The following is a 20,748-nucleotide window of genomic DNA, read 5'->3' on the forward strand; positions in this document are numbered from 1 at the left end:
GGGCTACAGATGGACCACGGGGCAGGTCAGGGTGCGGGTGATCCCCTCCACCTGCTGGACCTTGGCGACCACCATGCGGCCGAGCTCGTCCACGGTGTCGGCCTGGGCGCGCACGATCACGTCGTACGGCCCCGTCACGTCCTCGGCCTGGATCACCCCCGGGATCTGGCCGATGGACTCGGCGACGAACGACGCCTTGCCCACTTCGGTCTGGATGAGGATGTACGCCTGTACCACGGAACCTCCAGGGCGGCCACGAGGGTCATTTCCCCTAGTCTTCGGGTGGACCCCACACGATGGTCAGGGCCGGGGGAAGAAGGGACGCCACGGTACCGCGTCGCCGTGCGCCACGGGGAGACCTGCGGGCCCGGCGCCACGCACAGCGGGGCGTGCGGAGAGCAGAAGTTGACGTATCTGTTGACGGTACCCAGAGCTGTGACGGCTCGCGACCGCAAGCGGACTGGGCAAGAAGGGGCACAGCGATGAAGGGCACTGTCGGCGAGCTGGGGGAGTTCGGGCTGATCAGGGAGCTCACCTCACGGCTCACCACCACCCCGGCGGTCCGGCTCGGACCCGGCGACGACGCCGCGGTGGTCTCGGCCCCCGACCGACGGGTCGTGGCCAGCACCGACATCCTGCTGGAGGGCCGGCACTTCCGGCGGGACTGGTCCACGGCCTACGACGTCGGCCGCAAGGCCGCCGCACAGAACCTCGCGGACATCGCGGCCATGGGAGCCGTGCCGACCGCACTGCTCCTCGGCCTCGTCGTACCCGCCGAACTCCCGGTCACCTGGCCCACCGAGCTGATGGACGGCATCCGTGACGAGTGCCAGGTAGCCGGCGCCGCCGTGGTCGGCGGAGACGTGGTGCGCGGAGACACCATCACCGTCTCGATCACCGCCCTCGGCGACCTGCGCAACCACGAGCCCGTCCTGCGCTCCGGAGCCCAGCCCGGCGACGTCGTCGCCGTCACCGGCTGGCTCGGCTGGTCCGCCGCCGGCTTCGCCGTGCTCTCGCGCGGCTTCCGTTCCCCGCGGGCCTTCGTCGAGGCCCACCGGCGCCCCGAGCCGCCCTACCACGCCGGTCCCGCGGCCGCCGGACTCGGCGCCAGCGCCATGACCGACGTCAGCGACGGTCTGATCGCCGACCTCGGGCACATCGCCGAGGCCAGCAAGGTCCGTATCGACCTGCGCTCGGCCGCCGTCGACATCCCGACCCAGATGCACGACATCGGGCAGGCCGTCGGCGTGGACCCGCTGCAGTGGGTGCTCACCGGGGGAGAGGACCACGCGATCGTCGCCACCTTCCCGCCCGACGTGAAGCTGCCGGCCCGCTGGAAGGTCATCGGCGAGGTCCTCAACCGCTCCGCGCTGCCCCAGGTGACCGTCGACGGCGCCCCCTGGACCAGCACCGGCGGCTGGGACCACTTCGGGGCCGACCCGGCCGCCCAGGACGGCTCCCTGTGAACGCGGCACCGCCGCTGTGCCTGACCGTCGCCGGATCCGACTCCGGCGGCGGCGCGGGCATCCAGGCCGACCTCAAGACCATGCTGGCGCTCGGCGTCCACGGCATGAGCGTGGTCACCGCCGTGACCGCGCAGAACTCCCTCGGGGTGAGCGGCGCCTGGGAGCTTCCCGCCGAGGCCGTCACCGCCCAGTACCGGGCCGTGGTGGACGACATAGGCGTGCACGCCGTGAAGACCGGCATGCTCTCCTCCGCCGCGCTGGTGGAGACCGTCGCCGCGCTGCTGGCCGACACGGCCGCCCCGGCCGTCGTGGACCCCGTGGGCGTCTCCAAGCACGGGGACGCCCTGCTCGCCGCCTCGGCGCTGGACGCCGTACGCGGCGACCTGCTGCCCCGCGCCACCGTGGCCACGCCCAACCTCGACGAGGTCGCCCAGCTCACCGGCATCGTCGTGGAGAGCGAGGACGACATGCGCCGGGCCGCCGACGCGATCCTCGGCCACGGCGCCGGCTGGGCGCTGATCAAGGGCGGGCACCTCGCGCCGCAGGGCGACCAGGCCGTCGACCTGCTCACCGACGGCACCGAGGACCGCTGGCTGCGCGCCCCGCGCCACTCCAACCGGCACACCCACGGCACGGGCTGCACCCTCGCCAGCGCCATCGCGGCCGGCCTCGCCAAGGGCCTGCCCGTCCCCGAGGCCGTCACCGCCGCCAAGGAGTACGTGACGGGCGGCATCGCCGCCGGCTTCGCGCTCGGCCGGGGCATCGGGCCCGTGGATCACGCCTGGCGTCAGCGCTGACCCCGCCGGGCGGGCCCAACCCCCCCGGACAAGGCAAAAGGCCGGTTCACCAGAGGTGAACCGGCCTTCTTGGCAACCGGAAGGGGCTGCGCTACGACGGGCGTCAGCGCGAGACCTTGCCGGCCTTGATGCACGAGGTGCAGGCGTTGAGGCGCTTCGGCGTCCCATTGACCACGGCACGGACGCGCTGGATGTTCGGGTTCCAGCGACGCGAGGTGCGGCGGTGCGAGTGGGAGATGTTGTTGCCGAAGCTCGGCCCCTTGGCGCAAACGTCGCAGTTGGCAGCCACAGGTCACTCCAAAGACTTCAGATGCAATTACAGTGAAACCGGCGCACCGGTTCAGAGGTCTGAAGTGGTTTGCCGGGGAAAAGGCCCGACTCTCATCGGGCAACCGGAGCAGCATACAACGACTGCGCCCGTCCTGGAAAACTACCACGGCGCCCGGCGACCCCGCCCCGCGGTCCCGGCCCCGGCGACGCAGTCCTTCGTTACCCTGCGGTGAACCCTGGCCCGCACAAGGAGGAACGCCCGGTGCCGCACGAGGCTCAGCCGCAGCCCGCCGACGAGCTCGACGCCGAAGCCGTACGCACCTGGAGCTCGCTCGCCCTCGCCGCACTGGGCCGGGCCCGCGAGGACATCGACGCCATCAACGTGTACCCGGTCGCCGACGCCGACACCGGCACCAATCTCTACCTCACCGCCGAGTCCGCCGACCGCGCCCTCACCGAGGCCTTCGCGAACGCCACCGGCGCCACCCCTGCGGACGTGACCGGCGCCACCGCACCGACCTCCCTGTCCGAGGCCGTACGGGCCTGGGCGCACGGCGCGCTCGTCGGCGCCCGCGGGAACTCCGGGACGATCCTCGCGCAGCTGCTGCGCGGAGTGGCCGACGTACTCGGAGCGGAGCCGGACGAGCAGCACACCGGCCCCGGCGGGCTGCTGGCGCACGCCCTCACCCGGGCCGCACAGGAGGCGTACGCGGCCGTCGCCCACCCGGTGGAGGGCACCATGCTCACCGTCGCCGGCGCCGCCGCGCGGGCCGGCGAAGCAGCCTCGGCGGCCGCAGGCACCGCCGCCGAGGTGGCGCGCGCCGCCTACGACGGCGCCCGCGCCGCGCTCGCCGAGACCCCCGGACAGCTCGCCGTGCTGGACCGCGCCGGCGTGGTCGACGCCGGCGGCTGCGGGCTCGTCGCCGTACTGGGCGCCCTCTGGCAGGCGCTGTCCGGCCAGGAGCCGGCCCCCGAACCGGTGGAGGGCCGCACCCCGCCCCCCGGGCCCCGGCCGGCCGACCCCTGCGACCGGCACGAGGACGACAACGGCCCCGCCTACGAGGTGCTCTACCTGCTGGAGGCCTCCGAGGCCGCGGTCGCGGAACTGCGCGCCCGCCTCGACGCACTCGGCGACTCCCTCGTCGTGGTCGGCGGCGACGGGCTCTGGAACGTCCACGTCCACGTCGACGACCCCGGCGCGGCCGTCGAGGCCGGCGTCGTCGCAGGCCGGCCGTACCGGATCCGGATCACGCACTTCGGCGACGAGCGGCGCCGGGGCCGCGCCGAGCGCGCCCAGCGGGGCGTGGTCGCCGTCGTCCGCGGCGAGGGCCTGGCGAGCCTGTGCGACGAGGCCGGCGCCACCACCGTCCTGGTGCGCCCCGGCGAGGTCCCGGCCGCCGCGGAACTCCTCGACGCGGTCCGCCGCGCGCACGCCCGCGAGGTGGTGCTCCTGCAGGGCGGCGCCGAACTGCGCGCCGCCGCGGCCACCGCCGCCGAGCAGGCCCGCGCCGAGGGAGTGCGGGTGGCGGTCGTCCCCACCCGGTCCGCGGTCCAGGGCCTGGCCGCCCTCGCCGTGCACGACCCGGACGGCAGCTTCGACGAGGACGTCGTCGCCATGACCGCCGCGGCCGGCGCCACCCGGTACGGGGAGCTGGCCGTCGCCGAACGCCAGTCCTTCACCTCGGCCGGCATCTGCCAGGCCGGTGATGTGCTCGGCCTCATCGACGGCGACGTCGCCGTCATCGGCGCGGACCTGGCCGGGACCGCCGAGGCGGTGCTCGACCGCATGCTGGGCTCCGGCGGCGAACTCGTCACCCTCGTCCTCGGACCCGAGGTGCCGGAGGCCGTCGCCGAAGGCCTCCAGGCGTACGTGCAGTCCGGCCACCTCGCCGTCGACACGGTCACCTACCGGGGCGGCCGGTACTCGGCGCCGCTCCTCATCGGGGTGGAGTAGCGGGGTTGTCGGCGCCATGGTGTGCAATGGAACACGTGCCCGCGCTCGACGAAGACCTCAAGAAGACGCTCGGCCCCGCCACCGCCAAGGTGCTGGCCGAGCAGCTCGGCCTGCACACGGCCCTGGACCTGCTCCACCACTACCCGAGGCGGTACGCCGAGCGCGGTGAGCTGACCTCGCTGGCCGAGCTCGCCGACCAGATCGACGAGCACGTCACCGTCGTCGCGCAGGTCGCCGACGCGCGCATCCTGACCTTCAACGGGGGCCGGGGCAAGCGTCTGGAGGTGACCATCACCGACGGCAGCGGCCGGCTCCAGCTCGTCTTCTTCGGCGCGGGCGTCCACAAGCCCCACAAGGAACTGCTCCCCGGCACCCGCGCGATGTTCGCCGGCAAGGTCTCCCGTTTCAACAGCAAGCTCCAGCTCGCGCACCCGGCGTACGAGCCGCTCGGCGGCGACGCCTCCGACCGGGACGCCGCCACCGCCTTCGCCAACCAGCTGATCCCGATCTACCCGGCCTGCGCCAAGCTGGAGTCCTGGAAGATCGCCAAGTGCGTGGACGCCGTACTGCCCAGCGCCCAGGAGGCCGTGGACCCGCTGCCGCCCGCCCTGCGCGAGGACCGCGGCCTGGTCCCCCTCACCGAAGCCCTGCTGAAGATCCACCGGCCCGCCACCAAGGCCGACATCGAGGACGCCCGGCAGCGCCTGAAGTGGGACGAGGCCTTCGTCCTGCAGGTCGCCCTGGCCCGCCGCCGCCACGCCGACGCCCAGCTCCCTGCCGTCCCCCGCCGACCCGCCCCCGCCGGCCTGCTCGACGCCTTCGACGCCAAGCTGCCCTTCACCCTCACCGAGGGCCAGCAGAAGGTCTCCAAGGAGATCTTCGACGACCTCGCCACCAGCCACCCCATGCACCGCCTCCTCCAGGGCGAGGTCGGAAGCGGAAAGACAATGGTGGCGCTGCGGGCCATGCTGGCCGTCGTGGACTCCGGAGGGCAGGCGGCCATGCTCGCGCCCACCGAGGTGCTGGCCCAGCAGCACCACCGCTCCATCGTCGAGATGATGGGCGAGCTCGCCGAGGGCGGCATGCTCGGCGGCTCCGACCAGGGCACCAAGGTCGTGCTGCTCACCGGGTCGATGGGGACGGCCGCCCGCCGCCAGGCCCTGCTCGACCTCGTCACCGGAGAAGCCGGGATCGTCATCGGCACGCACGCGCTGATCGAGGACAAGGTGCAGTTCCACGACCTCGGCCTGGTCGTCGTCGACGAACAGCACCGCTTCGGCGTGGAGCAGCGCGACGCCCTGCGCTCCAAGGGCAAGCAGCCCCCGCACCTGCTGGTGATGACCGCCACCCCGATCCCGCGCACCGTCGCCATGACCGTCTTCGGCGACCTGGAGACCTCCGTCCTGGACCAGCTCCCCGCGGGGCGCTCGCCGATCGCCACCCACGTGGTGCCGGCCAAGGACAAGCCGCACTTCCTCGCCCGGGCCTGGGAGCGCGTGCGGGAGGAGGTCGAGAAGGGCCACCAGGCGTATGTGGTCTGCCCGCGCATCGGCGACGGCGAGGACGACCCGAAGAAGAAGCAGGCCGCGGAGGAGGCCGACAGGCGGCCGCCGCTCGCGGTCCTGGAGATCGCCGAGCAGCTCGGCCGCGGCCCGCTGGCCGGGCTGAGCGTCGAGGTGCTGCACGGCCGGATGGACCCCGCCGACAAGGACGACGTCATGCGGCGGTTCGCGGCCGGCGAGGTCAAGGTGCTGGTCGCCACCACCGTCATCGAGGTCGGGGTGAACGTCCCGAACTCCACCGTCATGGTGATCATGGACGCGGACCGGTTCGGCGTCTCCCAGCTCCACCAGCTGCGCGGCCGCGTCGGCCGGGGCTCCGCCCCGGGCCTGTGCCTCCTGGTCAGCGAGATGCACGAGGCGAGCCCGGCCCGGGCCCGGCTCGCGGCCGTCGCCGCCACCCTCGACGGCTTCGAGCTCTCCCGCATCGACCTGGAACAGCGCCGCGAGGGCGACGTGCTGGGCCAGGCCCAGTCGGGGGTGCGCTCCTCGCTGCGCATGCTCGCCGTCATCGACGACGAGGAGGTCATCGCCCAGGCCCGCGAGGAGGCCACCCGCGTGGTCGCCGAGGACCCGGCCCTGGAGCGGCTGCCCGGTCTGCGCACCGCGCTGGACGCGCTCCTCGACACCGAGCGCGAGCAGTACCTGGAGAAGGGCTGAGCGGTACGACCTATGGTTGGAGTGCCGCGGCAGACCGCCGCGCGCCCCCTGCCGCCGTACCGAAGGACCCCAGATGACCCGCGTGATCGCCGGCAGCGCCGGCGGGCGACGGCTGGCCGTGCCGCCCGGCACCGGCACCCGGCCGACCTCCGACCGGATGCGCGAAGGGCTCTTCTCGACCTGGGAGTCGCTGCACGGGGTGGAGGGGGCCCGGGTCCTGGACCTCTACGGCGGCTCCGGCGCCGTCGGCCTGGAGGCCCTCTCCCGGGGTGCCTCCCACGCCCTGCTCGTCGAGTCCGACGCCAAGGCCGCCAAGGCCATCCGGGACAACATCAAGGCGCTGGGTCTGCCCGGGGCCGAGTTCAGGGCCGGCCGGGCCGAGCAGGTCGTGGCCGCCCGCCCGGCCGGGGACCCCTACGACGTCGTCTTCCTGGACCCGCCGTACGCGCTGGACAGTGCGGACCTGCGGGAGATCCTCCTCACACTCCGGTCCAACGGCTGGATCACGGACGACGCGCTCGTCACCGTGGAGCGCAGCACCAGGAGCGGTGCCTTCCCGTGGCCCGACGGCTTCGAGCCGCTCCGGTCGCGCACATACGGCGAGGGCACCCTGTGGTACGGCCGCGCCGCCAGCACCAGCGAAGACTCATGAACGAGGGAGTTCAGTTGCGCCGCGCCGTCTGTCCGGGGTCCTTCGATCCCATCCACAACGGACACCTCGACATCATCGGACGCGCCTCCAGGCTCTATGACGTCGTGCACGTCGCCGTGATGATCAACAAGTCGAAGCAGGGCCTGTTCAGCGTCGAGGAGCGGGTCGAGCTGATCCGCGAGGCGACGGCCGACTACGGCAACATCCAGGTCGAGTCCTTCCACGGGCTGCTGGTCGACTTCTGCAAGCAGCGCGACATCCCGGCCATCGTCAAGGGCCTGCGCGCGGTGAGCGACTTCGACTACGAGCTGCAGATGGCCCAGATGAACCTCGGCCTGTCGGGCGTCGAGACGCTCTTCGTCCCGACCATCCCCACCTACAGCTTCCTGTCCTCCTCACTGGTCAAGGAGGTCGCGACCTGGGGCGGCGACGTCGCCCACCTGCTGCCGGCTCCCGTGCACGCGGCGCTCCTGGAGCGGCTGCGCAAGCACTGACCGCCTGACGGGGCGTCAGGCGGTGTCGGGGTTGCGCCCCGTGGCCTTACAGTCGTCCCGTCCGTCTCAGGAACCGCCCGAGGCCGAGAGAGTGCGAGCCCCCATGGACGTGCAGAAGAAGCTCGACGAGATCGTCGCGGCCGTCGGCGGCGCCCGGTCCATGCCCATGTCGGCGTCCTGCGTGATCAACCGCGCCGAGCTGCTCGCCCTGCTGGAAGAGGTCCGCCAGGCCCTCCCGGGCTCGCTCGCGCAGGCGCAGGAGCTCCTCGGCGGCCGGGAGCAGATGGTCGAGGACGCCCGCCGCGAGGCGGAGCGGATCATCAACGCCGCCCACGATCAGCGCGGGTCCTTGATCGCCGACACCGAGATCGCACGGCGCTCGCAGGCCGAGGCGGACCGGATCCTGGACGAGGCCCGCCGGGAGGCCGAGCAGATCCGGGCGGAGGCCGACGACTACGTCGACAGCAAGCTCGCCAACTTCGAGGTCGTGCTGACCAAGACGATCGGCTCGGTCGACCGCGGCCGCGAGAAGCTGCTGGGCCGCGGCCCCGGCCTGGACGAGGACGGCTACCCGGACGCGGACGCCCCGGAGCGCAGCCACGACCCCGAGACGCAGCGGCAGCAGGCCGACGCCTATGTGGACACCAAGCTGGCGACCTTCGAGGCGGTGCTCTCCAAGACCCTGGAGGCCGTCGGCCGCGGCCGCCAGAAGCTGCTCGGGCGGGTCCCGACGGACGACCTGGGCGTGCACATGGCCGCCCAGGACGCGGCCGCGGGCCCGTCCTCCCGCTCGGCGAGCGACGCGGACTTCCTGGCGGGCCTCGCAGAGCCGGAGCCGCCGCACGCACCGGCCCCGGTTCCGGCCCGTCCCGAGCCCGGGTACGACGCGTACGCCTACCAGCAGCCCGCCGCCCAGCAGCAGGACGCGTACGCCTACCAGGACCCGTACGGGGGCTACCAGCAGCAGCCGGACCCGTACTCCGGTGCGGCCACCGGCTCCACCGGAGCGGCCTACGCCGCGCACTACGGTGCGCAGCAGCCCGACCCCTACGCGGCCTACCCGCAGCCGCAGCAGGCCCCCCACCCGCAGCAGGCCCAGCAGCCCTCGCTCGACGAGACCAGCTTCTTCGACACCAGCATGATCAACCTCGATCAGCTCCGCCAGTACGAACAGGGGCGCTAGGACCGGATTGGGCTCTGAGCGAAGCGCCGGGTATCCTGGCTCTTCGGTCGCGCGTATGCACCGCGATCCGTGCTGCCCGTACGTGCGGGATTTACGCAGCAGTCTTCGATCTACAGCGATCTGTGAAAGCAGGAACGGCCCTGAACACCCGCCTCGACCACCGCAACCCCCTCGTGTTCGACACGCACGAGCTGGGTCGGCGTCCTGGTGCCATGCAGCGGCTGTCGCGCGAGATCGACGCACCGGCGGACCTCGGTCTCGCCGGGGTGATCGGAGTGCCGGAAGGCGCTCCGGTGAAGCTGGACCTCCGCCTGGAGTCGGTCATGGAAGGGGTGCTTGTCACAGGCACCGTCCGTGCATCGGCGACGGGGGAGTGCGTAAGGTGTCTGGAGGCCGTCGAGCGCCAGCTCAAGGCGGACTTCCAGGAGATGTTCTCGTACCCTGACGCCGACGACCGGGGCCGCGCCAAGGCGGAGCCGGCCGACGACGCCGAGGACGACGAGGACATGCTCTTCCTCGAGGACGGTTTGTTCGACCTCGAACCCGTGCTGCGCGATGCGGTGGTGCTCGCACTGCCGATGCAGCCGGTGTGCCGGGAGGACTGTCTCGGACTGTGTCCCGACTGCGGGGCCGGTCTGAACGACGACCCGGACCACCACCACGACGCCGTCGACATCCGTTGGGCGGCTTTGCAGGAACTCGTCGTTACCGATCAGGACGGCGAGAAGGACAACATGAGCGGCACTGCATCTGACGACGTTCAGAGCGCCGCCGAGAAGCAGGAGAAGTAGCCGTGGCTGTTCCGAAGCGGAAGATGTCGCGCAGCAACACGCGCCACCGCCGGTCGCAGTGGAAGGCTGCGGTCCCCACCCTGGTTTCGTGTGAGCGTTGCCAGGAGCCGAAGCTCCAGCACATCGCGTGCCCGAGCTGCGGCACCTACAACAAGCGCCAGGTCCTCGAGGTCTGAGCGGCTGGTGAGAGGCGCAATGTCTGAGCTGTCCAACGCTGAGAAGCAGGCAGACAGTAACAACGCGGCCTCGTCCCACACGCTTCTGGAAGGGCGGCTCGGGTACCGACTCGAGTCCGCCCTTCTGGTGCGTGCTCTGACCCACCGCTCGTACGCGTACGAGAACGGCGGCCTGCCCACCAACGAACGCCTGGAGTTCCTCGGGGACTCCGTGCTGGGCCTGGTGGTCACGGACACGCTGTACACCACCCACCCGGACCTTCCCGAAGGCCAGCTGGCCAAGCTTCGGGCCGCGGTGGTCAACTCGCGCGCACTGGCGGAGGTCGGGCGCGGCCTCGACCTCGGCTCCTTCATCCGGCTCGGCCGGGGCGAAGAGGGCACGGGCGGCCGGGACAAGGCCTCCATCCTCGCCGACACCCTTGAAGCGGTCATCGGCGCGGTCTACCTCGACCAGGGCCTCGACGCGGCCTCGGAGCTGGTCCACCGGCTCTTCGACCCGCTGATCGAGAAGTCCTCGAACCTCGGGGCCGGCCTGGACTGGAAGACCAGTCTCCAGGAGCTCACGGCCGCCGAAGGTCTTGGCGTACCGGAATACCTGGTCACCGAGACCGGTCCGGACCACGAGAAGACCTTCACTGCTGCTGCCCGCGTCGGTGGTGTCTCGTACGGCACCGGCACCGGCCGCAGCAAGAAGGAAGCGGAACAGCAGGCCGCGGAGTCCGCGTGGCGCGGGATCCGCGCCGCGGCGGACGAGCGGGCCGCGGCGGCGGCAGCAGCGGCCGCCGCTCCGGCAGAGGTCCCGGCTTCGGCCGAGGCCGTGGACGGCGGGGTGCCGACGCCCGCCGATCCGGCGCCGGAGGCCTGACCTTCCTTCGGGTACCCCCTCGGGCATCCCTTCGCCCGCCCCTGCACCGCAGGGGCGGGCGAAGCCGTTTCCGGCGGCCGGTACGCTCGCGGCAGCGCCCCGATCCGCACCCGATGGAGGTTCCCCGTGCCCGAGCTGCCCGAAGTCGAAGTCGTACGGCGGGGGCTGGAACGCTGGGTGGCGGGACGGACCGTCGAGTCCGTCGAGGTCCTGCACCCGCGTGCGGTCAGGCGCCATCCGGGCGGGGGAGCGGATTTCGCAGCGCGCCTGAGGGGGGAGACCCTCGGAGTGCCGCAGCGGCGCGGGAAGTACCTGTGGCTGCCCCTGGCGGGACGGGACCTGGCGGTGCTCGGGCACCTGGGGATGAGCGGGCAGTTGCTGGTGCAGCCCGAGGACGCCCCGGACGAGAAGCACCTGCGGATCCGGGTCCGCTTCGGGGACGGCGCCGGGACGGAGCTGCGCTTCGTCGACCAGCGGACCTTCGGCGGGCTCTCGCTGCACGAGACCGCGGCCGACGGCGCCGACGCGCTGCCCGACGTCATCGCGCACATCGCGCGGGACCCCCTGGACCCGCTGTTCGACGAAGCCGCCTACCACCTCGCGCTGCGCGCCAAGCGGACCACCGTGAAGCGGGCGCTGCTCGACCAGTCGCTGATCAGCGGGGTCGGCAACATCTACGCGGACGAGGCGCTGTGGCGTGCGAAGCTGCACTACGAGCGCCCGACGGCCCACCTCACGCGCCCCCGGAGCGCGGAACTCCTCGGCCACGTCCGCGACGTCATGAACGCGGCCCTTGCGGTGGGCGGCACGAGCTTCGACAGCCTGTACGTCAACGTGAACGGTGAGTCGGGGTACTTCGACCGTTCGCTCGACGCCTACGGGCGTGAGGACGAGCCGTGCCGGCGCTGCGGCGCGCCGATACGCCGCCGGCCGTGGATGAACCGGTCGAGCTACTTCTGCCCGCGCTGTCAGCGGCCGCCGCGCGTGCCGTCGTAGGTCTCCCGGGCGGCCAGGACGGCCGTCATGTTCTCCTCCAGGTGGTGGATCAGCGCGAGGAGGCGGTCCGCGACCTCGATGCCGAGGGGCGTCAGCTCGTAGTCGACGCGCGGGGGGTTGGTCGGCTGTGCCTCACGGTTGACGATGCCGTCGCGCTCCAGCGCGTGCAGGGTCTGGGAGAGCATCTTCTCGCTCACGCCCTCCACCCGGCGGCGCAGCTCGTTGAACCGGGAGGGGCCCTCGCGCAGGGCGCCCACGGTGAGGCTGCCCCAGCGGCCGGTCACGTGCTCCAGCGTCTCGCGGGACGGGCAGGCACGCGCGAAGACGTCGAACGGCTGCTCGGACGTGCCGGTGTCGGTACAGGCGGGGGTCTCCATAGAACAAGCGTACTCCCGGGCAGCGCTAACTCGTAGCTTGCGCTTTCTAAAAGTTAGTGCTTCTCTTGCTTCCATCGCACCACGCCCCGTGGTGCGGCGAAGCCTTCCGAGGGAGAGATCAGCCTTGTCCGCCACCACGCACACCCCCGTCGTCTCGATCGCCTACCACTCCGGCTACGGCCACACCGCCGTCATCGCCGACGCAGTCCGCAGCGGCGCCGTGGACGCCGGGGCGACCGTCCACCTGATCAAGGTCGACGAGATCGACGACGCGCAGTGGGAGCTGCTCGACGCCTCCGACGCGATCGTCTTCGGCTCCCCGACCTACATGGGTACGGCCTCGGGCGCCTTCCACGTCTTCGCGGAGGCCTCCTCCAAGCGCTGGTTCGCAGACGCCTGGCAGGACAAGATCGCGGCAGGGTTCACCAACTCCGCCTCGAAGAGCGGCGACAAGCTGCACACCCTGCAGTTCTTCCAGGTGCTGGCCGCTCAGCACGGCATGCACTGGGTCAACCTGGGTCTCAAGCCGGGCTGGAACTCCAGCACGGCCTCGGAGAACGACCTCAACCGCCTGGGCTTCTTCTCCGGCGCCGCCGCCCAGTCCAACTCCGACGAGGGTGCGGACGCTGTGCACAAGGCCGACATCGCGACGGCCGAACACCTCGGCCGCCGCGTCACCGAGCACACCCGCACCCTCCTCGCGGGCCGCGCGGCCCTGGCGACCGCGGCGGTCTGAGCCCCCGACCGCCGTACCCGCCGGCGGCCGGGACAGGCGTCAGAAGCCGAAGTCCTGGGTCCACCAGGGGCCGCCCGGGGCGAAGTGGGCGCCCACGCCGAGGGTGCGGAATTCGCAGTTGAGGATGTTCGCCTTGTGGCCCGGGCTGTTCATCCAGGCCTTCATGACGGAACCGGCGTCGCCCTGCCCGCGGGCTATGTTCTCGGCGGCCAGACCCGAGAGGCCGGCCGCGGCGGCCCGGTCCCAGGGGGTGTTGCCGTCGGGGTCCTGATGACCGAAGAAGCCGCGGGTGGCCATGTCCTTGCTGAAGGCTCCGGCCAGCGCCGCCAGCGGCGGGTTGGCGCGGACCGGGCCGCAGCCGGCCTGGGCGCGCTCCTGGTTCACCAGGGTGACCACGGCTGCCTCCTCCGCGGAGTGGGTGTCCAGGCTCGGCCGGGACGCGGACGCGGTCGGGGCCGGCGTGGCGGGTGCCGGGGCCTGCGTGCTGGGTGCCGGGGCCGGTGTGCTGGGGGCGGGGGCCTGCGTCTTGCGCGGAGCCTCGGGGGAGGGGCTCGCCGGGGGTGCCGGGCGCTCCGTGCTCGGCGACGCCTTCGGCGGGGCCGACGGAGCAGGCGGGGCCGAGCGGGTCGGCGGGGCCGACGGGGACGGGGAGCCCGACGGCGTCGGAGAGCTCGACGGCGTGGGGGAGCTCGACGGGGTGGGAGAGGCCGACGGGGTCGGCGAGGCGGGCGCGGGCGCGGTTGCGGTCGGCGTCGTGGCGCCGCGGCCGGACAGGCTCGCGAGACCACCCTGCTTCTGGAGCAGGGAATCGCCGGGGCCGGGCGTGGTCTTCGCGCCGGTCTTCGCGGCGGTGTTCTCCGTGCCGCTGACGCCCACGTAGGGGAAGGAATCGCCGACTGGCACCATGCCGGTGGTGACGGCGGCGGTGCCGAGGGCGACGGCCACCGAGATCCCGAGCAGGCCGGAGCGCAGGGCGGTGCCGTGCGTGCCGCCGCGGCGCGGCGGGGCGGGGAGCCGGTGACGTCCCATCGGTGTCGTGCCTTCCTGACCGGATCAAGATCATCCCTAACCCACCCAAATGGGTGAGTTCATTGGTGCGCGACTGTACGCCATGGGGCCCTGGGGGCGATGTGACCGGAAAGTGCTCACCCGGTTAGCGTTCACGCATGAACGAAGACGTCCGTCTGACCGCGTGGGTGCGCGGCCGTGTGCAGGGAGTGGGCTTCCGCTGGTTCACCAGGGAGAACGCCTTGGAGATCGGCGGGGTGGTCGGCTTCGCGCTCAACCTCGACGACGGGCGAGTACAGGTGGTCGCCGAAGGTCAACGTGAGAATTGCCACCGGCTGCTCGACTGGCTGAGGTCCGACGACACGCCCGGCCGGGTGGACGGGGTGACAGAGATCTGGGGGACACCGCGCGGTGGCTACGACGGTTTCGGCATGCGGTGAGCGATCGGCTGATCATGAACTCATCACATCTCTGAACGCCCGGACCCGGTCGGAACTGGGCATTCGTCGCCGACGCGTTGCCGCCGAGGCCGATCCGTGGAAGGCTCGGAGACGAGGATGATCTCCATGCCGCTCGCGGGGGCCGGGGTGCCCGCCGATACGGGGCGTGATCGTGTTGACCGTCAAACTTTTTGGTGAGACGCTGGAAGCCCCGCGCACCTGAGCTGTTTGGCAGTACTGGCAGTAGTCAGCGCAGTGACTGACAGTCGCTGCCGGACACCGCGGGTGCGATTCCCTCACGACCCTCACCGCTTCGGTCGGTCACTCAGTGTGGAGGACCATCCATCATGGCAAAGGCGCTTCTCGGTTACGTCGGCGGTTCCGACCCGCGACTCCTCGCCGAGATGCGGCGGCTTCAGCAGCGCGTCCAGGACCTCGAGTCCGAGCTCGTACGGATTCAGTCCGAGAATGACGCGCTGAACGCGGCCGCCGCTCAGCACGACGGAGACTCGCTGATGAACAGCATCGACATCGACGTACCCCAGGCGGAGCCTGCGCTCACCTGATCCGCGCTCACTCGTCGCTCGAATTCAGCCCCGCATGATCTGCAAGGGACGCTCCGGCGTCCCTTCTTTCTTTGGCCTCGCACCAGGGACCACAGGGCCGGGCGGGGGTCCTGATGCCTCTGACGTCAGTCGTGCCCTGCACCTTCATGGGTGAAACCGGACGTGAGAGGTAGAGTCCGGCGGCGTGCACCTCAAGTCCCTGACCCTGCGTGGCTTCAAATCCTTCGCCTCCGCCACCACCCTGCGCTTCGAACCCGGCATCACCTGCGTCGTCGGTCCCAACGGCTCGGGAAAGTCCAACGTCGTCGACGCGCTGTCCTGGGTCATGGGTGAGCAGGGCGCCAAGTCCCTGCGCGGCGGGAAGATGGAGGACGTCATCTTCGCCGGGACCACCGGCCGCCCGCCGCTCGGGCGGGCCGAGGTCTCCCTGACGATCGACAACTCCGACGGCGCGCTGCCCATCGACTACGCCGAAGTCACCATCACCCGGATCATGTTCCGCGGCGGCAGCAGCGAGTACCAGATCAACGGTGACACCTGCCGGCTGCTCGACATCCAGGAACTGCTCTCCGACTCCGGCATCGGCCGCGAGATGCACGTCATCGTCGGGCAGGGCCAGCTGGACTCCGTCCTGCACGCCGACCCCATGGGCCGCCGCGCCTTCATCGAGGAGGCGGCCGGGGTCCTCAAGCACCGCAAGCGCAAGGAGAAGGCGCTGCGGAAGCTGGACGCGATGCAGGCCAACCTCGCCCGCGTCCAGGACCTCGGAGACGAGCTGAGACGCCAGCTCAAACCCCTGGGCCGGCAGGCCGCCGTCGCCCGGCGGGCAGCCGTGATCCAGGCCGATCTGCGCGACGCACGACTGCGGCTCCTCGCCGACGACCTGGTGGCCCTGCGGCGCGCCCTCGACGCGGAGATCGCCGACGAGGCCGCGCTGAAGGAGCGCAAGGAGGCCGCCGAGGCCCAGCTCGCGGGCGCGCTGCGGCGCGAGGCGGAGCTGGAGGAGGCCGTACGGGAGCTCGCACCGCGGCTGCGGCGCGCGCAGCAGACCTGGTACGAGCTGTCGCAGCTCGCCGAGCGGGTACGGGGCACCGCGTCCCTGGCGGACGCACGGGTCAAGAGCGCGACGGCCCCCGTCGAGGAGGAGCGCCGGGGGCGCGATCCGGAGGACATGGAGCGGGAGGCCGAACGGATCCGTGAGCAGGAGGCGGAGCTGACGGCGGCCCTGGAGGCGGCCTCACGGGCCCTGGAGGACACCAGCGGGCACCGCGCGGAGCTGGAGCGGGAGCTGGCCGAGGAGGAGCGCCGGCTGCGGGACGCCGCCCGGGCCGTCGCCGACCGGCGCGAGGGACTGGCGCGGCTCACGGGACGGCTCGGCGCCGCCCGCTCCCGCGCCGGGGCGGCACAGGCGGAGATCGACCGGCTCGCCCTGGCGCGGGACGAGGCGCAGATGCGGGCGGAGGCCGCGCAGGCCGAGTACGAAGCACTGGCCCAGGAGGTCGGCGGGCTCGACGATCCGTCGGCGGAGACCGACCACGAGGCCGCGCGGGCGGAGCTGAAGGAGGCCGAGGCCGGCCTCGGCGCCGCACGGGAGGCACTGGCGGCGGCGGAGCGCGAGCGGGCGGCGGTGTCCGCCCGCCGGGACGCGCTGGCGCTGGGGCTGCGCCGCAAGGACGGTACGGGGACGCTGCTCGCGGCCCGGGAACGGCTGGCCGGTGTACTCGGGCCGGCGGCGGAGCGGCTCTCGGTCGCCCCGGGGTACGAAGCCGCCGTGGCCGCCGCGCTGGGCTCGGCTGCGGACGCCCTGGCGGTGGCCTCCCCATCGGCGGCGGCCGAAGCCCTCCGCCATCTCCGCGCAGCGGATGCGGGCCGGGCCACGCTCCTGATCACCCCGCCGGCTGTCCGCCAGGACGGGGCCGCCCTCCGGGCTGCTGCGGCCGCGGTGCCGGGCCAGGCCTGCGGGCCGGAGCCCGCCGCTGTTCTGCCGGACGGTGGTACGCGTGGGGGCGCCCCGGCGTCTGCAACGCAGACCCTTCCCGGGGATCGAGCCGTGTCCCCCGCAGGCCCGACCGCCCTGCCGGGCGCCGGGACCGAGGGGGCCCGGCCGGACCGGGGGCCGGCCCCCGTCGGGCAGGCGGGCGTCTGCGAACACCACCGGGCGGGTCGGGAGGCCGGGTCCGGGGCTGGTGCGGCGGATGCGGTCCGGACCGGCCCGGGTGTGCGGGCGGCCTCGGCGGCGGTGCCGGGAGCGGCGGGCGGTCCGCCGGTCCTGCCCGGCCAGGCGGAGGCGCCCGGGGCCGCCGCCAGGGGCGCGGAGGCCGGTGGCCCTCCTGTCCTGCCCGGGCAGGGCGCGGCATCCGGCGCCGGGCGCGGACCAGACGCCGGTGCGGGCACGGGCGTGCCCGTCGTGGCGCTCGTGGACGGGGACGACGCGGTGCTGCGGGCCCTGGCGTGGGTGCTCCGCGACCACGTCGTCGTGGCGGCGCTCGACGAGGCGGAGGCCCACGTCGCGCGGTACCCCGAAGCGGTCGCCGTGACCGTGGAGGGAGACCTTCTCGGAGCGCACCTCGCGCACGGCGGGTCCGCCGGGGCGCCCAGCCTGATCGAGGTGCAGGCCGCCGTGGACGAGGCTGCCGCGCAGCTCGCCCGGTTGGGCGTGCGGTGCGAGGAGCTCGCCGAGGCGCAGGAGAGCGCGAAGTCCCGGCGGCAGGACGCTGCCGTCCGGGTGGAGGAGCTCGCCGAGCGGCGGCGCGCCGCCGAGCAGGCCCGGGCGGGGGTGGCCCAACAGCTCGGGCGGCTCGCCGGGCAGGCCAAGGGGGCGGCGGGCGAGGCCGAGCGCTGCGCCGCCGCCGCGGTCAGGGCCCAGGATGCGCTGGAGCAGGCACTGGCCGAGGTGGAGGAGTGTGCGGAACGGCTCGCCGTCGCCGAGGAGATGCCGGGGGAGGAGGAGCCGGACAGTTCCCGCCGCGACCGGCTCGCGGCCGACGGGGCCAATGCCCGCCAGACCGAGATGGAGGCCCGGCTCCAGCTGCGCACCCATGAGGAGCGGGTCAAGGGGCTCGCCGGACGGGCGGACTCCCTCGACCGGGCGGCGCGGGCGGAGCGCGAGGCCCGCGCCCGCGCCGAACGCCGCCGGGCGCGACGCCGCCACGAGGCCGAGGTGGCCCGTGCGGTCGCCGACGGCTCCCGCCAGCTCCTCGCCCACGTGGAGGTCTCCCTCGGCCGGGCCGACGAGGAACGCGTCCTCGCCGAACGGGCCAAGGGGCTGCGCGAGCGCGAGCTCGCCGACGCCCGCAACAGCGGCCGCGACCTGAAGGGGGAGCTGGACAAACTGACCGACTCCGTCCACCGCGGCGAAGTGCTCGGCGCAGAGCAGCGGCTGCGCATCGAGGCCCTGGAGGCCAAGGCACTGGAGGAGTTCGGCATGGAGCCCGGCGCCCTGGTCGCCGAGTACGGCCCGGACCAGCCGGTGCCGCCGTCCCCGCCGGCCGACGGCGAGGAGCTGCCGCAGGATCCCGAGCACCCCCGCAACCGGCCCGGCCCCTTCGTACGGGCGCAGCAGGAGAAGCGGTTCAAGGCGGCCGAACGGGCCTACCAGCAGCTCGGCAAGGTCAATCCGCTCGCGCTGGAGGAGTTCGCCGCGCTCGAAGAGCGGCACCAGTTCCTCAGCGAGCAGCTGGAGGATCTCCGCAAGACCCGCGCCGACCTCCTTCAAGTCGTGAAGGAGGTCGACGAGCGCGTCGAGCAGGTGTTCACCGAGGCGTACCGGGACACGGCCCGGGAGTTCGAGGGCGTCTTCTCCCGTCTGTTCCCTGGCGGCGAGGGTCGGCTGGTCCTCACCGACCCGGACAACATGCTCACCACGGGCGTCGATGTGGAGGCCCGCCCGCCGGGCAAGAAGGTCAAGCGGCTGTCGTTGCTGTCCGGCGGCGAGCGGTCGCTGACCGCCGTGGCGCTGCTGGTGTCCATCTTCAAGGCGAGGCCCAGCCCGTTCTACGTCATGGACGAGGTCGAGGCCGCGCTCGACGACACCAATCTGCAGCGGCTGATCCGGATCATGGAGGAGCTCCAGGAGAGCTCGCAGCTGATCGTGATCACGCACCAGAAGCGGACGATGGAGCGATCTTGAACTGTGCGCCACTGTGAAGACGGACGAAACCCCATGGAGCACACCTTGACCAGCAGCACATCGCGGGCCTCGGCGTCCGGCGGCGGATCCTCGCCCCAGCCCGACCACCTCGGCCACGTCATCTTCATCACGGCGGCCGCTGCCATGGGCGGCTTCCTCTTCGGGTACGACAGCTCCGTCATCAACGGCGCCGTCGTCGCGATCCGCGAGCGCTTCGACGTCGGCTCGGAGGCCCTCGCCCAGGTGATCGCCGCCGCGCTGATCGGCTGCGCCATCGGCGCCGCCACCGCGGGCCGGCTCGCTGACCGGATCGGCCGAATCCGCTGCATGCAGATCGCGGCGATCCTCTTCACCGCCAGTGCCATCGGTTCGGCCCTGCCGTTCGCCCTCTGGGACCTCGCCATGTGGCGCGTGATCGGCGGCTTCGGCATCGGCATGGCCTCCGTCATCGGGCCTGCCTACATCGCCGAGGTCTCCCCGCCCGCCTACCGCGGCCGGCTTGCCTCCTTCCAGCAGGCCGCCATCGTCATCGGCATCGCCGTCTCCCAGCTCGTCAACTGGGGCATCCTCAACCTCGCCGACGGCGACCAGCGCGGCGACCTCGCCGGCCTGGAGGCCTGGCAGTGGATGCTCGGCGTCATGGTCGTCCCGGCCGTGCTCTACGGGCTGCTGTCCTTCGTCATCCCGGAGTCCCCGCGCTTCCTGGTCTCCGTCGGCCGTACCGACGAGGCCAAGAAGGTGCTGGCCGAGGTGGAGGGCTCGCAGGTCGACCTGGACGGCCGCGTCCGCGAGATCGAGCACGCGATGCACTCCGAGCACAAGTCCACCTTCAAGGACCTGCTCGGCGGCCGCTTCGGCTTCCTGCCGATCGTCTGGATCGGCATCGGCCTCTCGGTCTTCCAGCAGCTGGTCGGCATCAATGTGATCTTCTACTACAGCTCCTCGCTGTGGCAGTCCGTCGGCATCGACCCGAGCAGCTCCTTCCTCTACTCCTTCACCACGTCGATCATCAACATCGTCGGCACGGTGATCGCGATGATCTTCGTCGACCGGATCGGCCGCAAGCCGCTCGCCCTCATCGGCTCGGCGGGCATGGCGATCTCCCTCGGCCTGTGCGCCTGGGCGTTCTCCTTCACCACCGGCACGGGCGAGGACATCACCATGCCCGACGCCCAGGCCACGGTGGCCCTGGTCGCCGCGCACACCTTCGTCCTCTTCTTCGCCCTGTCCTGGGGCGTGGTGGTCTGGGTGCTGCTCGGCGAGATGTTCCCCAACCGCATCCGTGCCGCGGCGCTCGGCGTCGCCGCCTCGGCCCAGTGGATCGCCAACTGGGTCATCACCGTCTCGTTCCCGTCCCTCTCGGACTGGAGCCTGTCCGGTGCCTACGTGATCTACACCGTCTTCGCACTGCTCTCGATCCCGTTCGTCCTCAAGTGGGTGCCGGAGACCAAGGGCAAGGCGCTGGAGGAGATGGGGTAATCCTCCCCGCCACCACCCCTTCTCCTCGGTACTGCCCCGGCTCAGCCCTTGAGCCGGGGCAGTACCTGTTCGCACAGCAGGTGCAGGCTCCGCCAGCCCTCGTCCAGCGGCATCCCGCCGCACAGCGGGTGCAGCACCAGGTTCCCCGCC

General features: G+C 72.5%; 20 protein-coding genes and 1 pseudogene. 16 read left to right on the forward strand and 5 right to left on the reverse strand.

The window, feature by feature from the left end; genetic code table 11:
• Positions 1 to 3: 3 nt before the first annotated feature.
• Positions 4 to 237: an Lrp/AsnC family transcriptional regulator gene (locus IF89_RS0130820; protein WP_030028650.1), complete on the reverse strand. Its 234-nt coding sequence runs from the start codon at positions 235 to 237 to the stop codon at positions 4 to 6.
• A gap of 245 nt (positions 238 to 482) precedes the next feature.
• On the opposite strand from IF89_RS0130820, the gene IF89_RS0130825 reads away from it, so the two are divergent.
• Positions 483 to 1,466, forward strand: coding sequence for a thiamine-phosphate kinase (locus IF89_RS0130825; RefSeq protein ID WP_030775012.1), 984 nt, complete (start codon positions 483 to 485; stop codon positions 1,464 to 1,466).
• Positions 1,463 to 2,263, forward strand: a complete 801-nt coding sequence (gene thiD, locus IF89_RS0130830; protein WP_030775014.1) for a bifunctional hydroxymethylpyrimidine kinase/phosphomethylpyrimidine kinase — start codon at positions 1,463 to 1,465, stop codon at positions 2,261 to 2,263. The genes IF89_RS0130825 and thiD overlap by 4 nt, the downstream gene beginning before the upstream one ends.
• 103 nt (positions 2,264 to 2,366) lie before the next feature.
• On the opposite strand, the gene rpmB is transcribed toward thiD, so the two are convergent.
• The gene (gene rpmB / locus IF89_RS0130835) at positions 2,367 to 2,552 is read right to left on the reverse strand and encodes a 50S ribosomal protein L28 (RefSeq protein ID WP_007266795.1); all 186 of its coding nucleotides are present in this window, start codon (positions 2,550 to 2,552) and stop codon (positions 2,367 to 2,369) included.
• A 243-nt stretch (positions 2,553 to 2,795) separates the two neighbouring features.
• On the opposite strand from rpmB, the gene IF89_RS0130840 reads away from it, so the two are divergent.
• From IF89_RS0130840 to mutM, 9 genes are all read left to right on the forward strand, one after another.
• The gene (locus tag IF89_RS0130840) at positions 2,796 to 4,487 is read left to right on the forward strand and encodes a DAK2 domain-containing protein (protein ID WP_030775016.1); all 1,692 of its coding nucleotides are present in this window, start codon (positions 2,796 to 2,798) and stop codon (positions 4,485 to 4,487) included.
• Between the two features lie 26 nt (positions 4,488 to 4,513).
• Positions 4,514 to 6,706 (forward strand): ATP-dependent DNA helicase RecG, encoded by a 2,193-nt coding sequence (recG, locus tag IF89_RS0130845; protein WP_030775018.1) that lies wholly within the window; start codon positions 4,514 to 4,516, stop codon positions 6,704 to 6,706.
• A 73-nt stretch (positions 6,707 to 6,779) separates the two neighbouring features.
• On the forward strand, positions 6,780 to 7,358 hold the full coding sequence (gene rsmD, locus IF89_RS0130850; RefSeq protein WP_030775019.1) for a 16S rRNA (guanine(966)-N(2))-methyltransferase RsmD: 579 nt from the start codon (positions 6,780 to 6,782) through the stop codon (positions 7,356 to 7,358).
• A 14-nt stretch (positions 7,359 to 7,372) separates the two neighbouring features.
• On the forward strand, positions 7,373 to 7,852 hold the full coding sequence (gene coaD / locus IF89_RS0130855) for a pantetheine-phosphate adenylyltransferase (RefSeq protein WP_030775025.1): 480 nt from the start codon (positions 7,373 to 7,375) through the stop codon (positions 7,850 to 7,852).
• Positions 7,853 to 7,955: 103 nt separating this feature from the next.
• Complete coding sequence (locus IF89_RS0130860) at positions 7,956 to 9,035, forward strand: ATP synthase F0 subunit B (protein ID WP_030775028.1); 1,080 nt, start codon at positions 7,956 to 7,958, stop codon at positions 9,033 to 9,035.
• 140 nt (positions 9,036 to 9,175) lie between these two features.
• A complete protein-coding gene (locus IF89_RS0130865) occupies positions 9,176 to 9,826 on the forward strand; it encodes a YceD family protein (protein WP_030775030.1) in 651 nt (216 codons plus the stop codon).
• Positions 9,827 to 9,828: 2 nt separating this feature from the next.
• On the forward strand, positions 9,829 to 10,002 hold the full coding sequence (gene rpmF, locus IF89_RS0130870) for a 50S ribosomal protein L32 (RefSeq protein WP_003965982.1): 174 nt from the start codon (positions 9,829 to 9,831) through the stop codon (positions 10,000 to 10,002).
• Between the two features lie 19 nt (positions 10,003 to 10,021).
• A complete protein-coding gene (gene rnc, locus IF89_RS0130875) occupies positions 10,022 to 10,867 on the forward strand; it encodes a ribonuclease III (RefSeq protein ID WP_030775032.1) in 846 nt (281 codons plus the stop codon).
• Between the two features lie 126 nt (positions 10,868 to 10,993).
• Entirely contained in the window at positions 10,994 to 11,863 is an 870-nt protein-coding gene (gene mutM / locus IF89_RS0130880) for a bifunctional DNA-formamidopyrimidine glycosylase/DNA-(apurinic or apyrimidinic site) lyase (RefSeq protein ID WP_030775035.1), read from the forward strand.
• On the opposite strand, the gene IF89_RS0130885 is transcribed toward mutM, so the two are convergent.
• On the reverse strand, positions 11,836 to 12,240 hold the full coding sequence (locus IF89_RS0130885) for a winged helix-turn-helix transcriptional regulator (protein WP_030775037.1): 405 nt from the start codon (positions 12,238 to 12,240) through the stop codon (positions 11,836 to 11,838). The two genes, mutM and IF89_RS0130885, sit on opposite strands and share 28 nt — an antisense overlap.
• A gap of 124 nt (positions 12,241 to 12,364) precedes the next feature.
• Between IF89_RS0130885 and IF89_RS0130890 the strand changes: the two genes are divergently transcribed.
• Positions 12,365 to 12,976 (forward strand): flavodoxin family protein, encoded by a 612-nt coding sequence (locus IF89_RS0130890; RefSeq protein ID WP_030775039.1) that lies wholly within the window; start codon positions 12,365 to 12,367, stop codon positions 12,974 to 12,976.
• A 39-nt stretch (positions 12,977 to 13,015) separates the two neighbouring features.
• Here IF89_RS0130890 and IF89_RS41555 read toward each other — a convergent pair whose 3' ends face one another.
• The gene (locus tag IF89_RS41555; RefSeq protein ID WP_063831369.1) at positions 13,016 to 14,005 is read right to left on the reverse strand and encodes a CAP domain-containing protein; all 990 of its coding nucleotides are present in this window, start codon (positions 14,003 to 14,005) and stop codon (positions 13,016 to 13,018) included.
• A 137-nt stretch (positions 14,006 to 14,142) separates the two neighbouring features.
• Between IF89_RS41555 and IF89_RS0130905 the strand changes: the two genes are divergently transcribed.
• The 4 genes from IF89_RS0130905 to IF89_RS0130920 all read left to right on the forward strand — a co-directional run bounded on the left by IF89_RS0130905 (position 14,143) and on the right by IF89_RS0130920 (position 20,598).
• Positions 14,143 to 14,424 (forward strand): acylphosphatase, encoded by a 282-nt coding sequence (locus tag IF89_RS0130905; protein WP_030775044.1) that lies wholly within the window; start codon positions 14,143 to 14,145, stop codon positions 14,422 to 14,424.
• Between the two features lie 347 nt (positions 14,425 to 14,771).
• Complete coding sequence (locus IF89_RS0130910; protein ID WP_030775046.1) at positions 14,772 to 14,990, forward strand: hypothetical protein; 219 nt, start codon at positions 14,772 to 14,774, stop codon at positions 14,988 to 14,990.
• Positions 14,991 to 15,174: 184 nt separating this feature from the next.
• Positions 15,175 to 19,119, forward strand: a complete 3,945-nt coding sequence (locus IF89_RS0130915; RefSeq protein ID WP_030775048.1) for an AAA family ATPase — start codon at positions 15,175 to 15,177, stop codon at positions 19,117 to 19,119.
• A gap of 33 nt (positions 19,120 to 19,152) precedes the next feature.
• A complete protein-coding gene (locus IF89_RS0130920; protein ID WP_030775051.1) occupies positions 19,153 to 20,598 on the forward strand; it encodes a sugar porter family MFS transporter in 1,446 nt (481 codons plus the stop codon).
• A gap of 41 nt (positions 20,599 to 20,639) precedes the next feature.
• Here IF89_RS0130920 and IF89_RS44835 read toward each other — a convergent pair.
• Positions 20,640 to 20,748: pseudogene (locus IF89_RS44835) on the reverse strand (LLM class flavin-dependent oxidoreductase); the annotation flags it as partial.

Origin of the sequence: Streptomyces sp. NRRL F-2664 (assembly GCF_000719345.1) — a bacterium.
Classification (GTDB): Bacteria; Actinomycetota; Actinomycetes; order Streptomycetales; family Streptomycetaceae; genus Streptomyces.